General features: G+C 67.0%; 14 protein-coding genes. 6 read left to right on the top strand and 8 right to left on the bottom strand.

Features of this window, described 5'->3' with window-relative positions; genetic code table 11:
• Positions 1-171 precede the first annotated feature (171 nt).
• The 4 genes from KW830_RS18540 to KW830_RS18525 form a co-directional block, all read right to left on the bottom strand.
• Positions 172-555 carry a thioredoxin family protein gene (locus KW830_RS18540; RefSeq protein WP_218334012.1) on the bottom strand — a complete coding sequence of 128 codons (384 nt, stop codon included), beginning with the start codon at positions 553-555 and terminating at the stop codon, positions 172-174.
• Positions 556-586: 31 nt separating this feature from the next.
• The gene (locus KW830_RS18535; protein ID WP_255578833.1) at positions 587-1,975 is read right to left on the bottom strand and encodes a c-type cytochrome; all 1,389 of its coding nucleotides are present in this window, start codon (positions 1,973-1,975) and stop codon (positions 587-589) included.
• Complete coding sequence (locus KW830_RS18530) at positions 1,972-2,700, bottom strand: c-type cytochrome (protein ID WP_218334011.1); 729 nt, start codon at positions 2,698-2,700, stop codon at positions 1,972-1,974. The genes KW830_RS18535 and KW830_RS18530 overlap by 4 nt, the downstream gene beginning before the upstream one ends.
• Positions 2,701-3,097: 397 nt before the next feature.
• Complete coding sequence (locus KW830_RS18525) at positions 3,098-3,259, bottom strand: hypothetical protein (protein ID WP_172591824.1); 162 nt, start codon at positions 3,257-3,259, stop codon at positions 3,098-3,100.
• A 522-nt stretch (positions 3,260-3,781) separates the two neighbouring features.
• Here KW830_RS18525 and KW830_RS18520 point away from each other — a divergent pair.
• Entirely contained in the window at positions 3,782-4,420 is a 639-nt protein-coding gene (locus KW830_RS18520) for a lipocalin family protein (RefSeq protein WP_218334010.1), read from the top strand.
• A 127-nt stretch (positions 4,421-4,547) separates the two neighbouring features.
• Here KW830_RS18520 and KW830_RS18515 read toward each other — a convergent pair whose 3' ends face one another.
• Together KW830_RS18515 and KW830_RS18510 are read right to left on the bottom strand one after the other, a co-directional pair.
• Positions 4,548-6,176 (bottom strand): ABC transporter ATP-binding protein, encoded by a 1,629-nt coding sequence (locus tag KW830_RS18515; RefSeq protein WP_218334009.1) that lies wholly within the window; start codon positions 6,174-6,176, stop codon positions 4,548-4,550.
• Positions 6,173-7,258 (bottom strand): ABC transporter permease, encoded by a 1,086-nt coding sequence (locus tag KW830_RS18510; RefSeq protein ID WP_225608567.1) that lies wholly within the window; start codon positions 7,256-7,258, stop codon positions 6,173-6,175. The genes KW830_RS18515 and KW830_RS18510 overlap by 4 nt, the downstream gene beginning before the upstream one ends.
• A gap of 122 nt (positions 7,259-7,380) precedes the next feature.
• On the opposite strand from KW830_RS18510, the gene KW830_RS18505 reads away from it, so the two are divergent.
• Positions 7,381-7,881 carry a DUF2127 domain-containing protein gene (locus KW830_RS18505; protein ID WP_218334007.1) on the top strand — a complete coding sequence of 167 codons (501 nt, stop codon included), beginning with the start codon at positions 7,381-7,383 and terminating at the stop codon, positions 7,879-7,881.
• Between the two features lie 20 nt (positions 7,882-7,901).
• Here the strand turns inward: KW830_RS18505 and KW830_RS18500 are convergent, their stop codons facing one another.
• A complete protein-coding gene (locus KW830_RS18500; protein ID WP_066535015.1) occupies positions 7,902-8,933 on the bottom strand; it encodes a microcin C ABC transporter permease YejB in 1,032 nt (343 codons plus the stop codon).
• Between the two features lie 84 nt (positions 8,934-9,017).
• Between KW830_RS18500 and KW830_RS18495 the strand changes: the two genes are divergently transcribed.
• Both KW830_RS18495 and KW830_RS18490 read left to right on the top strand, forming a co-directional pair.
• Positions 9,018-9,902: an amino acid ABC transporter substrate-binding protein gene (locus KW830_RS18495; protein WP_255578832.1), complete on the top strand. Its 885-nt coding sequence runs from the start codon at positions 9,018-9,020 to the stop codon at positions 9,900-9,902.
• Positions 9,903-9,909: 7 nt separating this feature from the next.
• Positions 9,910-11,664, top strand: a complete 1,755-nt coding sequence (locus KW830_RS18490) for a sensor domain-containing diguanylate cyclase (protein ID WP_218334005.1) — start codon at positions 9,910-9,912, stop codon at positions 11,662-11,664.
• A 51-nt stretch (positions 11,665-11,715) separates the two neighbouring features.
• Here the strand turns inward: KW830_RS18490 and KW830_RS18485 are convergent, their stop codons facing one another.
• Positions 11,716-13,548 carry an extracellular solute-binding protein gene (locus KW830_RS18485; RefSeq protein WP_218334004.1) on the bottom strand — a complete coding sequence of 611 codons (1,833 nt, stop codon included), beginning with the start codon at positions 13,546-13,548 and terminating at the stop codon, positions 11,716-11,718.
• Positions 13,549-13,649: 101 nt separating this feature from the next.
• Between KW830_RS18485 and fabI the strand changes: the two genes are divergently transcribed.
• Positions 13,650-14,450, top strand: coding sequence for an enoyl-ACP reductase FabI (gene fabI, locus KW830_RS18480; RefSeq protein ID WP_066535028.1), 801 nt, complete (start codon positions 13,650-13,652; stop codon positions 14,448-14,450).
• Positions 14,451-14,629: 179 nt separating this feature from the next.
• A complete protein-coding gene (locus KW830_RS18475; RefSeq protein WP_066535032.1) occupies positions 14,630-15,190 on the top strand; it encodes a hypothetical protein in 561 nt (186 codons plus the stop codon).
• Positions 15,191-15,235: the final 45 nt, after the last annotated feature.

Genomic DNA, 15,235 nt, shown 5'->3' with positions numbered 1-15,235 from the left:
ACCCGATAACCACCGCTCTGATAGGGCGGCAGCTTCGAGCTCCAAATCCTACCGACCAAAAAAAACGGGCGGTTGTTACCCGCCCGTTTGGTCGTGAAGCCCGTATTGTAGCCGCTAAAGCGTTGATTCGCAAAGACAGCCCACAAGCCGGATGGAAGCCTCCAGACCGCCTTACGCCAGTGCGGCTGTCACCCGCTGAAAAAGCGGTGTGGCCTCGGGCGGCAACTGGGGCGTGGCCGGCGCGCCATCGATAAAAGAGGCCACCAGCCGCTCCAGCACCGCATGCTGCGGCAGCAGCGGCCCCAGGAAGAACGCACGCGCCCCCTGGCCGATCAGCAGCGTGGGAAAAGTCTCCACATCCACATCGTCCACAAGGTCTTCCCGGTCCTCCACATCCAGCCATTCCCAGCGCACGTCCGGCCAGCGCTGGGCCATGGCATCGAATCCGCTGCGGTAATCCCGGCACACCCCGCACCAGCCGGCGCACAGGCACACCACCCACCAGGGGTCGGCAGACACCTCGGGCGCCGCGGTCGGCACAGCCGCATCCTTCATTTGCATTGCACTCCTGGCCCGCCAGCCGCCGTCACGGACGGCCCTGCCGGGCGCGAAAAACCTCCATGGTAGCGACTGTCGCAGCCTGGTTGCCCCAGGACTGGCGGATATACGTGGCCAGCGCTGCGATTTCCGCATCGCCCAGGGTCTGCATGAACGGAGGCATGCCATGCGGCGCCGGGTTGCCCGCCGTCGCGGGGGCATAGCCGCCCTGCAAAATACTGCGCAGCATATTGCCGGGTTCGCTGCGCAGCACCGCCCGGTTGCCCGCCAATGGGGGAAACGCCCCGCCAGGGCCGCCCCCCTGGCCCTGGGCACCATGGCAGTCTGCACAATAGTGACGGAAATTGGCCTGGGCGCCGCTGTCATAGCGTTGACCGCCCCCTGCGGCGGGCGGCGGCACCGCGGCCTCTCCCCCACTGCCCCCTGTACCCGCCGCCGCATCCGGCAGACGCTGCAGATAGGCGGCCACGGCCCGGGCATCGCCGTCCGTCAGATACCGGGTGCTCCAGAACACCGCATCCGCCATGGGGCCACTGGCCGTGGCCCCTTCATCGGTGCGCCCGGTGCGCAGCAGCTGCACCACGGCCTGCGGCGTCCAGCGCTGCACGCCGGCCTCGCGGCTGTCCAGCAACGACGGCGCCTGCCAGCCCTCGGTGGGCATCAGCCCCCCTTCCAGCCGCTGGCCGCCCCCCAGCGCCCCCAGGCCATTGCGCGGGGAATGGCAGGCCGCGCAATGTGCCACAGCCTGCACCAGATACCGCCCCGCTTCCAGTGGCCCAGCCTCCCCTTCCTGCGCCACAGCAGCGGCCGGGCGGAAGTACAGCCCGCGCCACAGGGCCAGCGCCCATTGGGACCCATAGGGAAACGCCAGCACATGCGGCTGGGCCGGCTGCGCCACCGGCGGCAGGCTGCGCAGGTAGTGGTAGAGGGCATCCACGTCATCCGTACGCAAGGCCGTGTACTGCTCGTAAGGGAATGCGGGGTACAGCAAGCGCCCGCCGGGCGCCACGCCGTGGCGCATGGCGCGACGAAAATCGGCCAGGCTCCAGCGGCCCAGACCGGTCTCGGCATCGGGGGTCAGATTCGGCGCATGGAACACGCCAAACGGCGTGCGCACCTCGCCTCCCCCCGCCAGCACCACACCGCCCTGGGCGGTGTGGCAGCCCATGCAGGCGCCGACCCGCACCAGATAGGCCCCGCGCTCCAGCACCGCGGCAGAAGGCGGCGCCGACGACTCCGCACCCTTCGTCTCCGACGGCGTGCCCGCCGCACTGCCGCGCCACAGCAGCCAGGCCAGCGCGGCCACAGCCAGCAAGGCGCACAGAACCACAACCCGCATCCACCGGCGCCGCCCCCGCGCCCCCAGGCCGACCGGCATGGGCTGCGCCATGGCGCGCGGCATCCGTGGCGCACTCATGGCCGGCCCTCCCCGGGTTGCGGCGCCGCACCGCAAGGCAGCGGCCAGCGCACGGCCGCAGAGGCGGATGGCTTGGAGTGCACGGGCACGGGCTGTGTGGCCAGCCAGGCGCTCAGATCGGCCACATCCTCCAGCGCCAGCCCCTTGGCCACCTGGGCCATGCAGTCCGGCGCGCGGGCGGCGCGCCGCCCGGCACGCCAGGCTCCCAGCTGGCTGTTCAGGTAGTCGCGCGAGAGACCCAGCAGCCCGGGCACCGCCGGCAGACTGCCCGTCAGCTGCGCTCCATGGCATTGGGTGCAGGCAGGAATGCCGCGTGCGGCATCGCCCTGGCGCACCAGCTGTGCGCCACGCGCCAGGCGGGCCGCCGTGGAAGCCGGGGGCTCCGGCGGCGGATACGGCACATCCAGCGCCGCAAAATAACGCGCCATGCCCCGCAGCATGCCGTCATCCAGGTGCTGCAGCAGATGGCCCATCAAGGGGTAGCTGCGCCGGCCATCGCGGAAGTTCAGCAGTTGCTGGTAGAGGTATTCCTCGGGCTTGCCCGCAATGCGTGGAAAGTAACCGGACGGCGTGGCCCGCCCCTGCGGCCCATGGCAGGCGGTGCAGGCCGCCACATGGCTGGCTTGCAGCGAGGGCACGGCGCCCTGGCCTGCCCAGGGAGAAGGCGCTGACAGAGCTGGCGACAACGGAGATAAAGGGGATGGCTGCGGCGCAACAGAAGGCATGGCCTGCGCTGCAACTGCCGCACCTGCTATACCCGCTGCACCAGTCACGGCGCACAGTGCCACCCATAGCGCAGCAGCGACCCGCGCCAGTCCGTGCTGATGCCTGCGCCACGCACCGGAAACTCCCGGTGCTTCATACCGTGGTGAAATCCGTCCATCCCCCAATGCGCAAAGCCTGTGGTGCATGCCCACACGCTAGCCAGAGCCGTCCGGCTCCACCATCCGGGAGAACACCCCCTGGCCAGCAGCCAGATCGCCACATACGGTCGTGACGGCCTCCCTGTGCGCCCATGGCATGTGCCTCTGCACACGGTGGACGACCCCAAAACGACAACAGCCCGCCAAGGCGGGCTGTTGTGCAGCAGATCCGCAGGCAAGGCGCCTGCAGGTCCGGGAATCAACCGTGGCGCTTGCCAGGGTTCTTCTTGCTGCGGGTGTGCGAACCACGTTCCAGGCTCACGCGCTGGCCACGGCCACCGGTGGGCAGGGTCACGCCGTTAGGCACTGCGGGTTGGGGGGTGAACTTGCGATCGGCTTCGGTCACGATTTTGTTGCCCATGATGGACTCCTTTTGCGAACAACGGTAAAGGGCAGGATTCTTCCACATCCAGCGCCCGGCTTGAACAGTGCGCGTGCAAATCCCTGCACAAAGTCATAAATACATAGCCAACTGTGCTAGTGCCACCTGCGTTGCAGGCCGGTTTCAGCGGTCATTCAAAAACACTGCTGCGCCCTCGACCAAGGCCGCAAGGGCCCGCGTTCCGCGCCATGCAGCATGGAATTTCCCTGCGGTGCGGCCGGGGCGCCCCTCCGCCGGCTCCGTAAAAACCCGCAATGCACAGCTTTGTACTGCATCCGCTTTCCTGCACAAGCCACCCTCTGGCACACCGCTGCCGGTACGCTGACAGGACCGCAAGCCCTGCACCTGCGCACGCGTTTTGCCAGAAATGGACTACAAGCGCTGCAACTACGCCACACCTACAGTCAGAACCTATAGCAAGCGCCTGCGGATATGCCTAAGCTGGTAACCGCACCCGTTTGCGCCGCCCGACTTCCCTGTTTGCAGCCAAAGGAACCTGCCATGCTCCGCCTCCCCGATCCGCTCCGCCAGGACCCCACAGAAGCACGCGGCCATCTGCCGGTTTCGCAGGTGCTGGAACGCAACATCCCCGTGCTGGCCACCCTGGCGCTGACCACCGTGGGCGCGATTGCCTGGTATGCGCTGCGCCGCCCGCCGATTCCCCTCACGGCCATACCGGTGTCCGACTTTGAACTAGGCCGCTACCTGGGCAAGTGGTACGAGGTCGCGCGCATCGACAACCGTTTTGAAAAAGGCCTGCAGCGCACCCAGGCCGAATACAGCCGCCTGCCCAATGGCGGTATCCGCGTGGAAAACCGCGGCTACGACCCACGCAAGCGCGAATGGCATATCGCCACCGGCAAAGCCAAGACCGTGCTGGGGCCGGATGTGGGTGCGTTGAAAGTGGCGTTTTTCGGGCCGTTCTACGACGGCTACAACGTGGTGGCGCTGGACCCCAAATACCGCTGGGCCATGGTGGTGGGCTCGCAGCTGGACCGCTTCTGGATTCTGTCGCGCACACCTTTTTTGCCCATGGGGGTGGAAGAGCGCCTGCTGCGCCAGGCGCGCGAGATGGGCGTACCGGTGGACCGCGTGATCTGGGTGCACCAGGACGGCGTCAACCCCACCGGCAGCTACTAGCACCCACACAGCTTGCTGCGGCAAGGCGGCGGCCATGCGCCCAGCCGCCCACCCGTGCGGAGCAAAGGCGCCGACACTCCGCCCCGGCAGGCCATGGGTGGCGCATGCCCCTTCCGGGGTGCCTGCCCTATTGCGTGGCCGCCACCAGCTTCTGGGTATAGGGATGGCGGGGCTGGGCCAGCAGCTCCAGGGCCGGGCCTTGCTCCACGATGGCGCCATCCTTCATCACCAGCACCTGGTGGGCCATGGCGCGGATCACGTCCATATCGTGGGTGATCAGCAGATACGCCAGACCGCGCTCGCGCTGCAGGCGCTGCAGCAAGGCCAGCACCTGTTGCTGAATGGTCACATCCAGCGCGCTGGTGGGCTCGTCCAGCACCAGCAGCTGCGGCTCCAGCACCAGGGCGCGGGCCACGGCAATGCGCTGGCGCTGGCCGCCGGAAAATTCATGCGGGTAGCGCTCCAGCAGGCCGGGGAACTGGGCTTCGCTCAGGCCAACCTCCTCCAGCATGGCCAGCACCTGCTGGCGCACCTGCCCGGCCGACAGCGCGGACGCATGCACCCGCAGGCCTTCCCCCACGATCTCGCCCACCGTCATGCGCGGCGACAGCGACGAGAACGGGTCCTGGAACACCACCTGCACCTGGCGGCGCAGCCGCTGGTTGTGGGGGCTGTTGCGGATGGCCGGCTGCTGCCAAGGCTGACCGCCCACGTCCAAAACCCCTTTGGACGGCAGCAACCCCAGGATGGCCTGCGCCAGGGTGGACTTGCCCGAACCCGACTCGCCCACCACACCCAGGGTCTGGCCTGGCTGCAGCGCCAGGCTGGCGCCCTGCACAGCCACGAATTCGCCATGGCGGAACCACCCCTTGATGCCCGGCAGCGGTGTGGCATAGGCCACGCGCAGATCCTGGGTATGCAGCACAGGGGGCTGGGGCACGGCGCCGTCCGCCACTTCCACCACCTGGCGCCGGGGCGCACTGGACAGCAGTTTGCGGGTGTAGGGGTGCTGCGGCGCTGCAAACAACTGCGCCACAGGGCCCTGCTCCACCAGATGGCCATGCTCCATCACCACGGCACGGTCGGCAAAGCGGCGCACCAGGTGCAGGTCGTGGGTGATCAGCACCATGGCCATGCCGGTCTGGCGCTGCAGATCGCTCAGCAGCGCCAGAATCTGCGTGCGCAGCGTCACGTCCAGCGCGGTGGTGGGCTCATCGGCCAGCAGCAGGCGCGGCTGGGACGCCAGGGCCATGGCAATCATGGCGCGCTGGCGCTGGCCACCGCTGAGCTGGTGCGGATAGGCGGCGCCGCGGCGCTCGGGCTCCGGAATACCGGTGGTGGCCAGCAACTCCACGGCCTGCTTCCAGGCCTGGGCCTTGCTGAGGGCCTGCTTGATCAGCAGCACCTCCGCCACCTGGTCGCCCACGGTCATCAGCGGGTTCAATGCCGTCATCGGCTCCTGAAAGATCATGGCCACATCACCGCCGCGCACGGTCTGCATCTGCCGCTCCGGCAAAGTCAGCAGGTCGCGCCCATCCAGCAGGGCCTGGCCGCTGATGCGGGCATCGCCCAGCAGGCGCAGCAGACCCAGCGCCGTGACCGTCTTGCCCGAGCCGGATTCACCCACCAGGGCCAGTTTTTCACCGGCATGCAGCTCAAAGCTGGTGCCGTGCACCACCTCTTTGCTGCCAAAGGCCACGCGCAGATCGCGTACCGACAGCAGAGGGACCGGATTCATCGATGTGGACTCGCTCATGCGCCCCCCTTGCCCGCACCGGCGGGGGCGGCAGGTGCCGCCGGTGTTTCCATCGCCTTGCGCGGGTCCAGCGCATCGCGCAGCGCATCCCCCATGAAGGTCAGCAGCAGCAGCGTGGTAACCAGCACGCCAAAGGTGGACAGCGAAATCCACCAGGCGTCGATATTGTTCTTGCCCTGGCTCAGCAGCTCGCCCAGGCTGGGGGTGCCGGGCGGCACCCCCAGGCCCAGAAAGTCCAGCGACGTCAGCGCCAGAATGGCCGCACTCATGCGAAAGGGCAGAAAGGTGACCACCGGCGTCATGCTGTTGGGCAGGATGTGGCGACCGATGATCTGGCCGTTGGACACCCCCAGCGCCCGCGCCGCCTTCACATAATCCAGCTGGCGGTTGCGCAGGAACTCGGCCCGCACATAGTCGGACAGCCCCATCCAGCCAAACAGGCTGAGCAGCACCAGCAGCAAGGTGATGCTGGGCGCAAACACGGCAGAGAAGATGATCAGCAGGTAGAGCTCAGGCATGGAGCCCCAGATTTCGATGAAGCGCTGGAACACCAAGTCTGTCTTGCCGCCGAAAAAGCCCTGGATGGCGCCGGTCACCACGCCCAGCAGCACGCCGGTGGCTGTCAGCGCCAGCGCAAACAGCACGCTGACGCGAAAGCCGTACAGCAGCTGGGCCAGCATGTCGCGGCCCCGGTCGTCCGTGCCCAGCCAGTTGGCCGTGGTGGGCGGCGCCGGGTTGGGCGACTGGGCAAAGTAGTTGATGGTGTTGGCGCCATAGGGGTTGGGCGGAAACACCGCCCAGTTGCTGCCCTTGGACAGCTGCGCCTGGATGAAGGGGTCCAGGTAGTCGGTGGCGGTGTCAAAGTCGCCACCAAACACCTTTTCGGGATAGCTGTGCCACAGCGGCCAGTACATCTGCCCCTCATAGCGCACGGCCAGCGGCTTGTCGTTGCTGACCAACTCCGCCCCCAGACTGATGACCACCAGCACCACAAACAGCACCAGGCTCCAAAAGCCCAGGCGGTTGCGCCGAAATCGCGCCCACGCGCGGGCGGCTGGCGAACGCGCTGTCTCCACCGTCATGCAAACACTCCTTGTACTGTCAGCAGCGGCTGCTGCCGACGGCGCATCCATTGCCAGGCACGCAGCTGCGCACCCATACTGCGGCGACTGTGCCCTGCCAGCCGCCCCATACACCCGCGTCCATGCCCCCTCCCACCACAGCTTCGCCCGCCGGTTTGCGCCACGCCGTGCGCGGTGTGGCGATTTTCGAGGCCCTGAAAGGGGTGACCGCCTTGGTCGGCCTGCTCGGACTGCTGGACCTGTTGCACCACGATCTGCACCATCTGGCGCTGGAATGGATGGGGCATATCGGACTCAGTCCCCAGCAGCACTACCCGGCCCTGCTGATGCAGGCGGTCGACCGTGTCAACGCCACACCCGTGCACACGCTGGTGTGGCTGGGTGGGTTGTACATCACCGTGCGCTGGATCGAAGCCTGGGGCCTGTGGCAGGACCGGGCCTGGGGCGAATGGCTGGGCGTGCTGTCCTGCAGCATCTATGTGCCCCTGGAGGTGCAGCACCTGCTGCACGCCCCCCGTTGGCAAGGCGCCGCGGTATTGCTCATCAATCTGGCGCTGGTGGCCGTGCTGGCGCTGCGCTTGCGCGAACGCCGCCGGGAGCCTGTGCGTGTGGAAGGGCGCTGAAGTGTGCACCGAGTGCGCTTTCAATCGAATTTCACGCGGGGGTCCACCCACACGTAGCACAGGTCGCTGATCAGCTTGGTCACCAGACCGATCAGAGTGAAAAAGAACAGCGATCCCAGCACCACCGGGTAGTCCCGGCGGATCACGCTCTCATAGCTGAGCAGGCCCAACCCGTCCAGCGAAAACAGGGTCTCGATCAGCAGCGAACCCGTGAAGAACGCGCCCACGAACGCCGCCGGAAAGCCGGTGATGATGGGAATCAACGCATTGCGGAACACATGCTTCCACAGCACCTGGCGCTCCGACAGGCCCTTGGCCCGGGCCGTCAGCACGTACTGTTTGCGGATCTCTTCCAGAAATGCGTTCTTGGTCAGCATGGCCGTGACCGCAAAGCTGCCCGCCACCATGGCCGTCACCGGCAGTGCGATATGCCACAGGTAGTCGGCCACCTTGCCCAGGGTGCTCAGCTCGTCCCAGTTGGCCGATGTCAGCCCGCGCAGCGGGAACCACTGCAGCTGCCCCCCGAAAATCACCAGCAGGGCCACGCCCAGCACAAAGCCGGGGATGGCATAGCCAACCAGAATCAGCAGCGTGGTCAGCAGATCGAAGCGGCTGCCTGCGCGCACCGCCTTGGCCACGCCCAGCGGCACGGCCACCAGATAGCTGATGAAAAACGTCCACAGCCCCAGGCTGATGGAGACCGGCAGCTTTTCGGCAATCAGCGTCCAGACATCCTTGTTCTGGAAAAAGCTGCGCCCCAGATCAAACCGTGCGAACTGGCCCAGCATCTGAAAAAAGCGCTCGTGCGCCGGCTTGTCAAAGCCGTACAGGGCCTTGATCTGCTCCAGCCGCTGCGGGTCCACCCCCTGCGCCCCGCGGTAGGCCATGCCCCCACCTTCGGCACCGCCCCCGCCGATACCGGCCTTGGCCTCTGCCAGGTACTGCTCCACCGGGCCGCCGGGCACAAACTGGATCACCACAAAAGTCAGCAGCAGCACGCCCAGCAGGGTGGGCACCATCAACAGAAAGCGTTTGAGGATATAGGCCAGCATAGAACATGCATTATGTCGCGCGGAATCGGCTAAGCTTTGCAGCTTTTGCTTACATCTTGCCCGTTTATCCGCTGCATGGACACCATGGTCTGGCTCCTCCGCATTCGATCCGCTCTGCGCATTCTGGCACTCGCCTGCGGGCTGGGCGGCCCGGCATGCCAGGCGGCTGCACCCGTTTTCGTGGTGCAGAACGAGCCCCACCTGGCCCATGCCCGCGCCCTGGTGCGCGCCGCGCTGGATGCCGCCGGCATGCACGCCACCTTCGCCGACGCCCCGCAGGGCAACGAACGCCGCAACCTCTACCAGATCAGCCACGGCCACACCCACATCGACATGATGCCCGCCACCCCGGCACGGCTGCGCCTGGTGGAGCAAGGCAAGCTGCGCATGGTGCCCATTCCCTTGGACCGGGGGCTGCTGGGCTGGCGCATCAACCTGCTGCTGGCCTCACAGCGTGACAAGCTGGCCCAGGTGCGCACGGCCGCCGACCTGGCGCAGTTCTCCATGGGGCAGAACGTGGGCTGGATGGATGTGGAGATCTACCGCGCTGCCGGCATCCCCACCAAGGAAATCAAGCACTGGAGCAACGGGGAATTCGCCGAACAGATGGAGGCAGGCTTTCTGGACCTGTTCCCGCTGGGCCTGGAAGAGACGCTGAACTACTTCCTGCCCCACTTCCAGAAGTACTACCCCCAACTCACCGTCGACCCCTACCTCCTAGTGCGCTACCCCTGGTTCCGCTTTGTCTGGGTGGCCCCGGGACCAGATACCGAGGCGCTGTACCAGGCGCTGCAGACCGGCTTTGACCGCATCGTGGCCAACGGCCAGTTCATGCGCGTATGGAACCAGTACCGCCACCCGCCCGACGCGCGCTTCTTCCGCGAGCGCACCACCATCGACATTGCTAACCCCTTCTACGACCAGCGTCTGGTGCCGCCGCGCTATCGCCACCTGCTGTTCCAGCCCTGAGACCTGCATGCCCCCTTCCCCCGCCACATCCTCGCCCCCGCAGCCCCGCCGCCGCACGCTGCACGGGCAGTTCGTGCAGCGGCTGCTGTGGCCGCTGGTGCTGGCCTTTGTGCTGGCCGCAGGCACCACGGCCACCGTCAACTACCGCAGCGAAAAAGCGCAGCACACCGCACTGCGCGAACAGACGTTGCGCATTTTTGCGCGCACCCTGATCAAGCCGCTGTGGGACTGCGATGGCGCCACCGCACGCGGGATCGTGGACACCCTGGCCCAGCAGCCCCTGGTGCAGGCCGTGCGCCTGCACGACAGCTGCGGCGACAACGTGATCGCCTCCGAATCCGCCCTCGACACCTCCCTTACAGCCCAGGACCCCGCACACACCAACCAGTTGGCCATGCCGCTGCACCACCGCGACGAACAAGGGCGCGACCACCAGGTGGGCCACCTGAGCGTGCAGTTCACCCCTTTCTCCATGGCCCAGGCCGCCATGCAGAACCTGGGCCAACAACTGGCCGTGTTCGCCGCCATGCTGGTGGTGGTGCTGCTGGGGGCCGCCCTGGTGTTCCGCCACCTCATTGGCCGCCCGCTGGCACGCTTTCGCCAGGCCATCCGCGACCAACGCACCGTGCACAGCCACGCCGGCCCGGCGGATGCCCGGGAGCGGCTGCGCAACGACGAACTGTCGGACGTGGTCCAGGCCTACGACGCCCTGCTGGAAGAACTGGACTCCCGTTTTGCCCGCCAGTCCACCCTGGCCCATTGCGCCCGCAGCCTGCTGGCCACCGCCGCCGGCCAGCAAAGCCCGCTGCCCGAGGTACTGGCCCAGGTGCTGCGCACCACCGGGGCGGACCGCATCTACCTGGCAGAGAACCTGCAGGCCACCGCCACCACCTGGCAAGCCCAGGCCCGCGTGGTGGCCGGAGCCCCCTGGCCGGACGCAGCGCAGGCCCTGGTGCCGGCCCGCTGGCGCAGCTGTTTTGAAGAACGCTCCGGGGTGCTGGGCACCGTAGAGGACCTGCCCGAGCCCGAACGCCAGCAGCTGATCGCCGCCGGGGTGCGCAGCGTGGCCGCCCTGCCGGTGTGGGGCCAGGGCCAGTGGTTCGGCTATCTGTGTGTGCAGGACCTGCAGCAGCAGCGCCGCTGGTCGGACAGCGAGCGGGTGTTTCTGCACACCGTGGCCGACATGATCGGCGCCTTCCTGGAAAGCCAGCAGCACACCCGCACCCTGGACCGCGCCATCGTCCAGCTGCGCGACAGCGAACGCGCGCTGCAGCACCGCGCCCGCCACGACCCGCTGACCGGACTGGGCAACCGCGTGGTGCTGGAAGAAGCCCTGGGCCATGCGCTGGCGCATGCCCAGGCCGGGGAAGACCTGCACGGCTATGTGCTGCTGCTGGACCTGGACGGTTTCAAACCCGTCAATGACACCCATGGCCACGCAGCCGGCGATGCGCTGCTGCAGACCGTCGCACAGCGGCTGCAGGCCTGCCTGCGCAGCACGGACACCGTGACCCGGCTGGGCGGGGATGAATTCGTCATCGTGGCCCAGGGCAAGGGTCCGCAATTCCAGCTGGACCAGTTGCTGGCCAAGGTGACGGCCGCCGTGGAAGCCCCGGTGGACTACCTGGGCCAGGCGCTGCAGGTGGGCGCCAGCATCGGTTACGCGCGCTTTCCGGAAGCAGGCCGCAGCAGCGCCGAACTGCTGGTGCGTGCCGACCAGGCCATGTACGCGGCCAAACAGGCCAAGCGCCTGGCGCGCTGAACTCCTGGCACGCCTTCCGACCCGATGGCGGGAACGGCCCGGAAAAACGGCTCAGGGGGCCGGCTTGCCTGCGGGCGACCTAGCCCACCAGGTGTCCATCACCCAGCCTTCGCCGCTGGAATACGGCGGCACCACGCTGGGCACCGCCAGGCGCCAGGCGTTGTAGGCCATGCGGTGGGTGCCGGCCGACCACTGCGGAATCAGGTAGTGACCGTGCGCAATGGCGCGTTCCAGCGCATGGCAGGCAGGCAGCAGCTGTTCCTGCGTCTTGGCGCTGGTCATGGCCTTGATGAAGGCATCCACCGCCGGGCTCTTCACCCCGGGGAAATTGCCCGAATCCTCCTGGTCGGCCGCTGCGCTGCCGAACAGGTCCGCAAATTCCTGGCCCGGGTTGTTCGTGCCCTGGTAGGCAATGGTGGTGATGTCAAAGTCGAACTTCTGCAGACGCTGCTGGTAGAGGGCAAAGTCCACCGCGCGGAAGTTCAGACGGATGCCCAGCTTCTCCAGGTTGCGCTGCCAGGGCGCCACGGTGCGGATGCCGCCGTCCCCGCTGTCCAGGTACTCCAGCTCCATGGCCTGGCCCTTGGCATTGCGCAGCACGCCGTCCTGCACCGTCCAGCCCGCATCCGCCAGCAGTTGCTTGGCACGGCGCAGATTGTCGCGCAGGCTGCTGGGCGGCAAGGTGCTGGGCGGCACCGTCATGGGCCCGAAGGCGGCCGCAGGCAACTGCTTGCGCCAGGGCTCCATCAGTGCCAGCTCGGCCGGCGCGGGGCTGCCATGGGTTTCGCACAAGGTGTTGCCAAAAATGCCGTTGACCCGCTGGTAGGCGCCATAGAACATCTGGCGGCTCATCCAATCGAAGTCCACCGCCAGCCCCAGGGCCTCGCGCACCCGCGCATCCTGCAGTAGCGGGCGGCGGGTGTTGAGCACCGAACTCTGGAAACCCGTGGGCAGCTTGTGCGCGAACTCGCCCTTGACCAGCTCGCCGCTGGCGAACTTGCGCCCATTCACCCGCCGCGCCCAGTCGCCGGCGCTGAAAAAGCGCATCAGATCAAACTCTCCGGCCTTCAGCGCTTCCAGCTTGGCCGTGTTGTCCTTGTAGATCTTGACGCTGATGCGGTCGAAATTGGCCGCGCCCTTGCGCACCGGCAAGTCGCGCGCCCAGTACTGCGGGTCGCGCACATAGGTGATGTCCTTGCCAAAGCGCACCGGCCCGATCCGGTAGGCGCCACTGCCGATGGGGGTATCCATCACCACCTGATCGAAAGGTTTGGGCTTGCCGTCCTCGCCCAGGCCCCAGTCGCGGCTGAAGATGGGCAGGCCGCCCACGGTCAGCGGCAGTTCGCGGTTGGGCACCTTGAAGACAAAGCGCACGGTGCGCGCATCCAGCACCTCGCAGCCTGCCACCTCGGCCAGCAGCGTCTTGTAGCCAGGCGACACATAAGGACCGATCAGCGTGTCGTAGCTGTGCTTCACATCCTGGGCCGTGACCGGTTTGCCATTGTGAAAGCGCGCCTGCGGCCGCAGGCGGAAGGTGGCCGACAGTCCGTCCGCTGCCACGCTCACGTCCTCGGCCAGCAGGCCATAACCGGTCGACGTCTCGTCCATGCTGCCCAGCAGCAGGGTGTCGAACATCAGCGACGACAGATAGGCCGGCGCCGAGCCCTTGATGGTGAACGGGTTGTATTTGTCGAAGGTGGAAGTGCGCAGATTGCTGACCAGCCGCAGCTCCCCGCCCTTGGGGGCCTGCGGGTTCACATAGGCGAAGTGGTCAAAGCCGGACGGGTACTTGGGCTCCCCCCATAACGCATAGGCGTGGGCGGACCAAGACGGCAGGGCCGCAGTGGCTCCTGCAAGCAACAGGCAAAACTTCCAAAGGCGCATGCGACAATTCTGCACCACAGCGGCCCCGGCCCGGCAATGCCTCCTGTAGATGCATGGCCTGCACCAGCCGCTTCCACCCTTTACCCCTCAGGAGAAGAACAATGGGTTTTCTGACCGGCAAGAAGCTGCTCATCACGGGCGTGCTGTCCAACCGCTCCATCGCCTACGGCATCGCCAAGGCCTGCCACGAACAAGGTGCCGAGCTGGCATTCAGCTACGTCGGTGAGCGTTTCAAGGACCGCATCACCGAATTCGCCGCCGAATTCAATTCCACGCTGGTGTTCGACTGCGACGTCGCCGACGACGCCCAGATCGACAAGATGTTCGCCGACCTGGGCGCCGTCTGGGGCAAGTTCGACGGCTTTGTGCACTCCATCGGTTTTGCACCCCGTGAAGCCATTGCGGGCAACTTCCTGGACGGTCTGTCGCGCGAATCCTTCCAGATCGCCCACGACATCAGCGCCTACAGCTTCCCCGCCATGGCCAAGGCTGCCCTGCCTTACCTGAACGACAAGTCCTCGCTGCTGACCCTGTCCTACCTGGGCGCACTGCGCTCCATCCCCAACTACAACACCATGGGCCTGGCCAAGGCATCGCTGGAAGCTTCCGTGCGCTACCTGGCCGAAGCCGTGGGCCGCACCGCCGACGGCCGCGCCATCCGTGCCAACGGCATTTCCGCCGGTCCCATCAAGACCCTGGCTGCCTCCGGCATCAAGGACTTCGGCAAGCTGCTGGGCCGCGTGGCCGATGCGTCCCCCCTGCGCCGCAACGTGACCATCGAAGACGTGGGCAATGTCGCCGCCTTCCTGCTGTCCAACCTGGCTTCGGGCGTGACCGCCGAGATCACCTACGTGGACGGTGGCTTCAGCCAGACCGCTGGCCTGTCGGCCGACCAGGTCTAAGCAGCACTTTCTGCCCGCACCGCCAAGCCCCGCAGGTTCACCGCCTGCGGGGCTTTTTCGTGTCCGTCGCGCTGCAGGTAACCCTTTCGCTGAATGTGGATATTGGAGTGAATGGCTGGTGATACGCATCAATTTGAATGAGAATAATTCTCAATCAAATTGTTTTTGGAGTATCTCCCATGGCCCCGGAGCACCACGGCGATGCGGATCCCAACGCGCCCCCCGCCCCTCCTACGCCCTTGCAGGCCTGGGAACAGCGCATGCAGCGCGCGCAAGCGCTGTGGCAGAACGGTGAACAGGAATTTGCCCTGGCCCAGCTGGTGCAGGCCATTCCGCTGGCCCACCAGTTGCTGCGCAGCCCCTATCTGACCGTACAGCCCGACGACTACCTGGCCGCCTGGGTGGTGACCCACCTGTGGATTGCCGAGCTGCTGGCCGAACGCCAGCAACTGCCCGCCGCGCTGGACTACCTGTGCGATGCCCACACCGCCTTGCTGGGCCTGGGCCACAGCACCGAAGTGACCCTGCTGCAGCAAGCCGCCTGGCGCCACCAGCGCGAGACGGTGCAGGCCCTGCTGCAGTGGCAGCGCCAGCACGGCCCCAGCGCCCGTGTGACGCAGCTGCTGCAGGCCACGCACTGCGCGCCCCCGGCCGCACCGCCGCCCACCGCCCCAGCCACCGCAGCGCTGCAGCCCGAACCGCTGGAACGCTGCCCCCTGCCCGCCGACCGGCTGCACTGATCGGCCCCCGCGCACCTGCCTTTTTGCCACCCTTGATTGGAAAAA

Origin of the sequence: Comamonas sp. CMM03, assembly GCF_019218715.1 — a bacterium.
GTDB classification, from domain to species: Bacteria; Pseudomonadota; Gammaproteobacteria; order Burkholderiales; family Burkholderiaceae_C; genus Comamonas; species Comamonas terrigena.
This window is presented reverse-complemented; position numbering and strand designations above follow the sequence as displayed.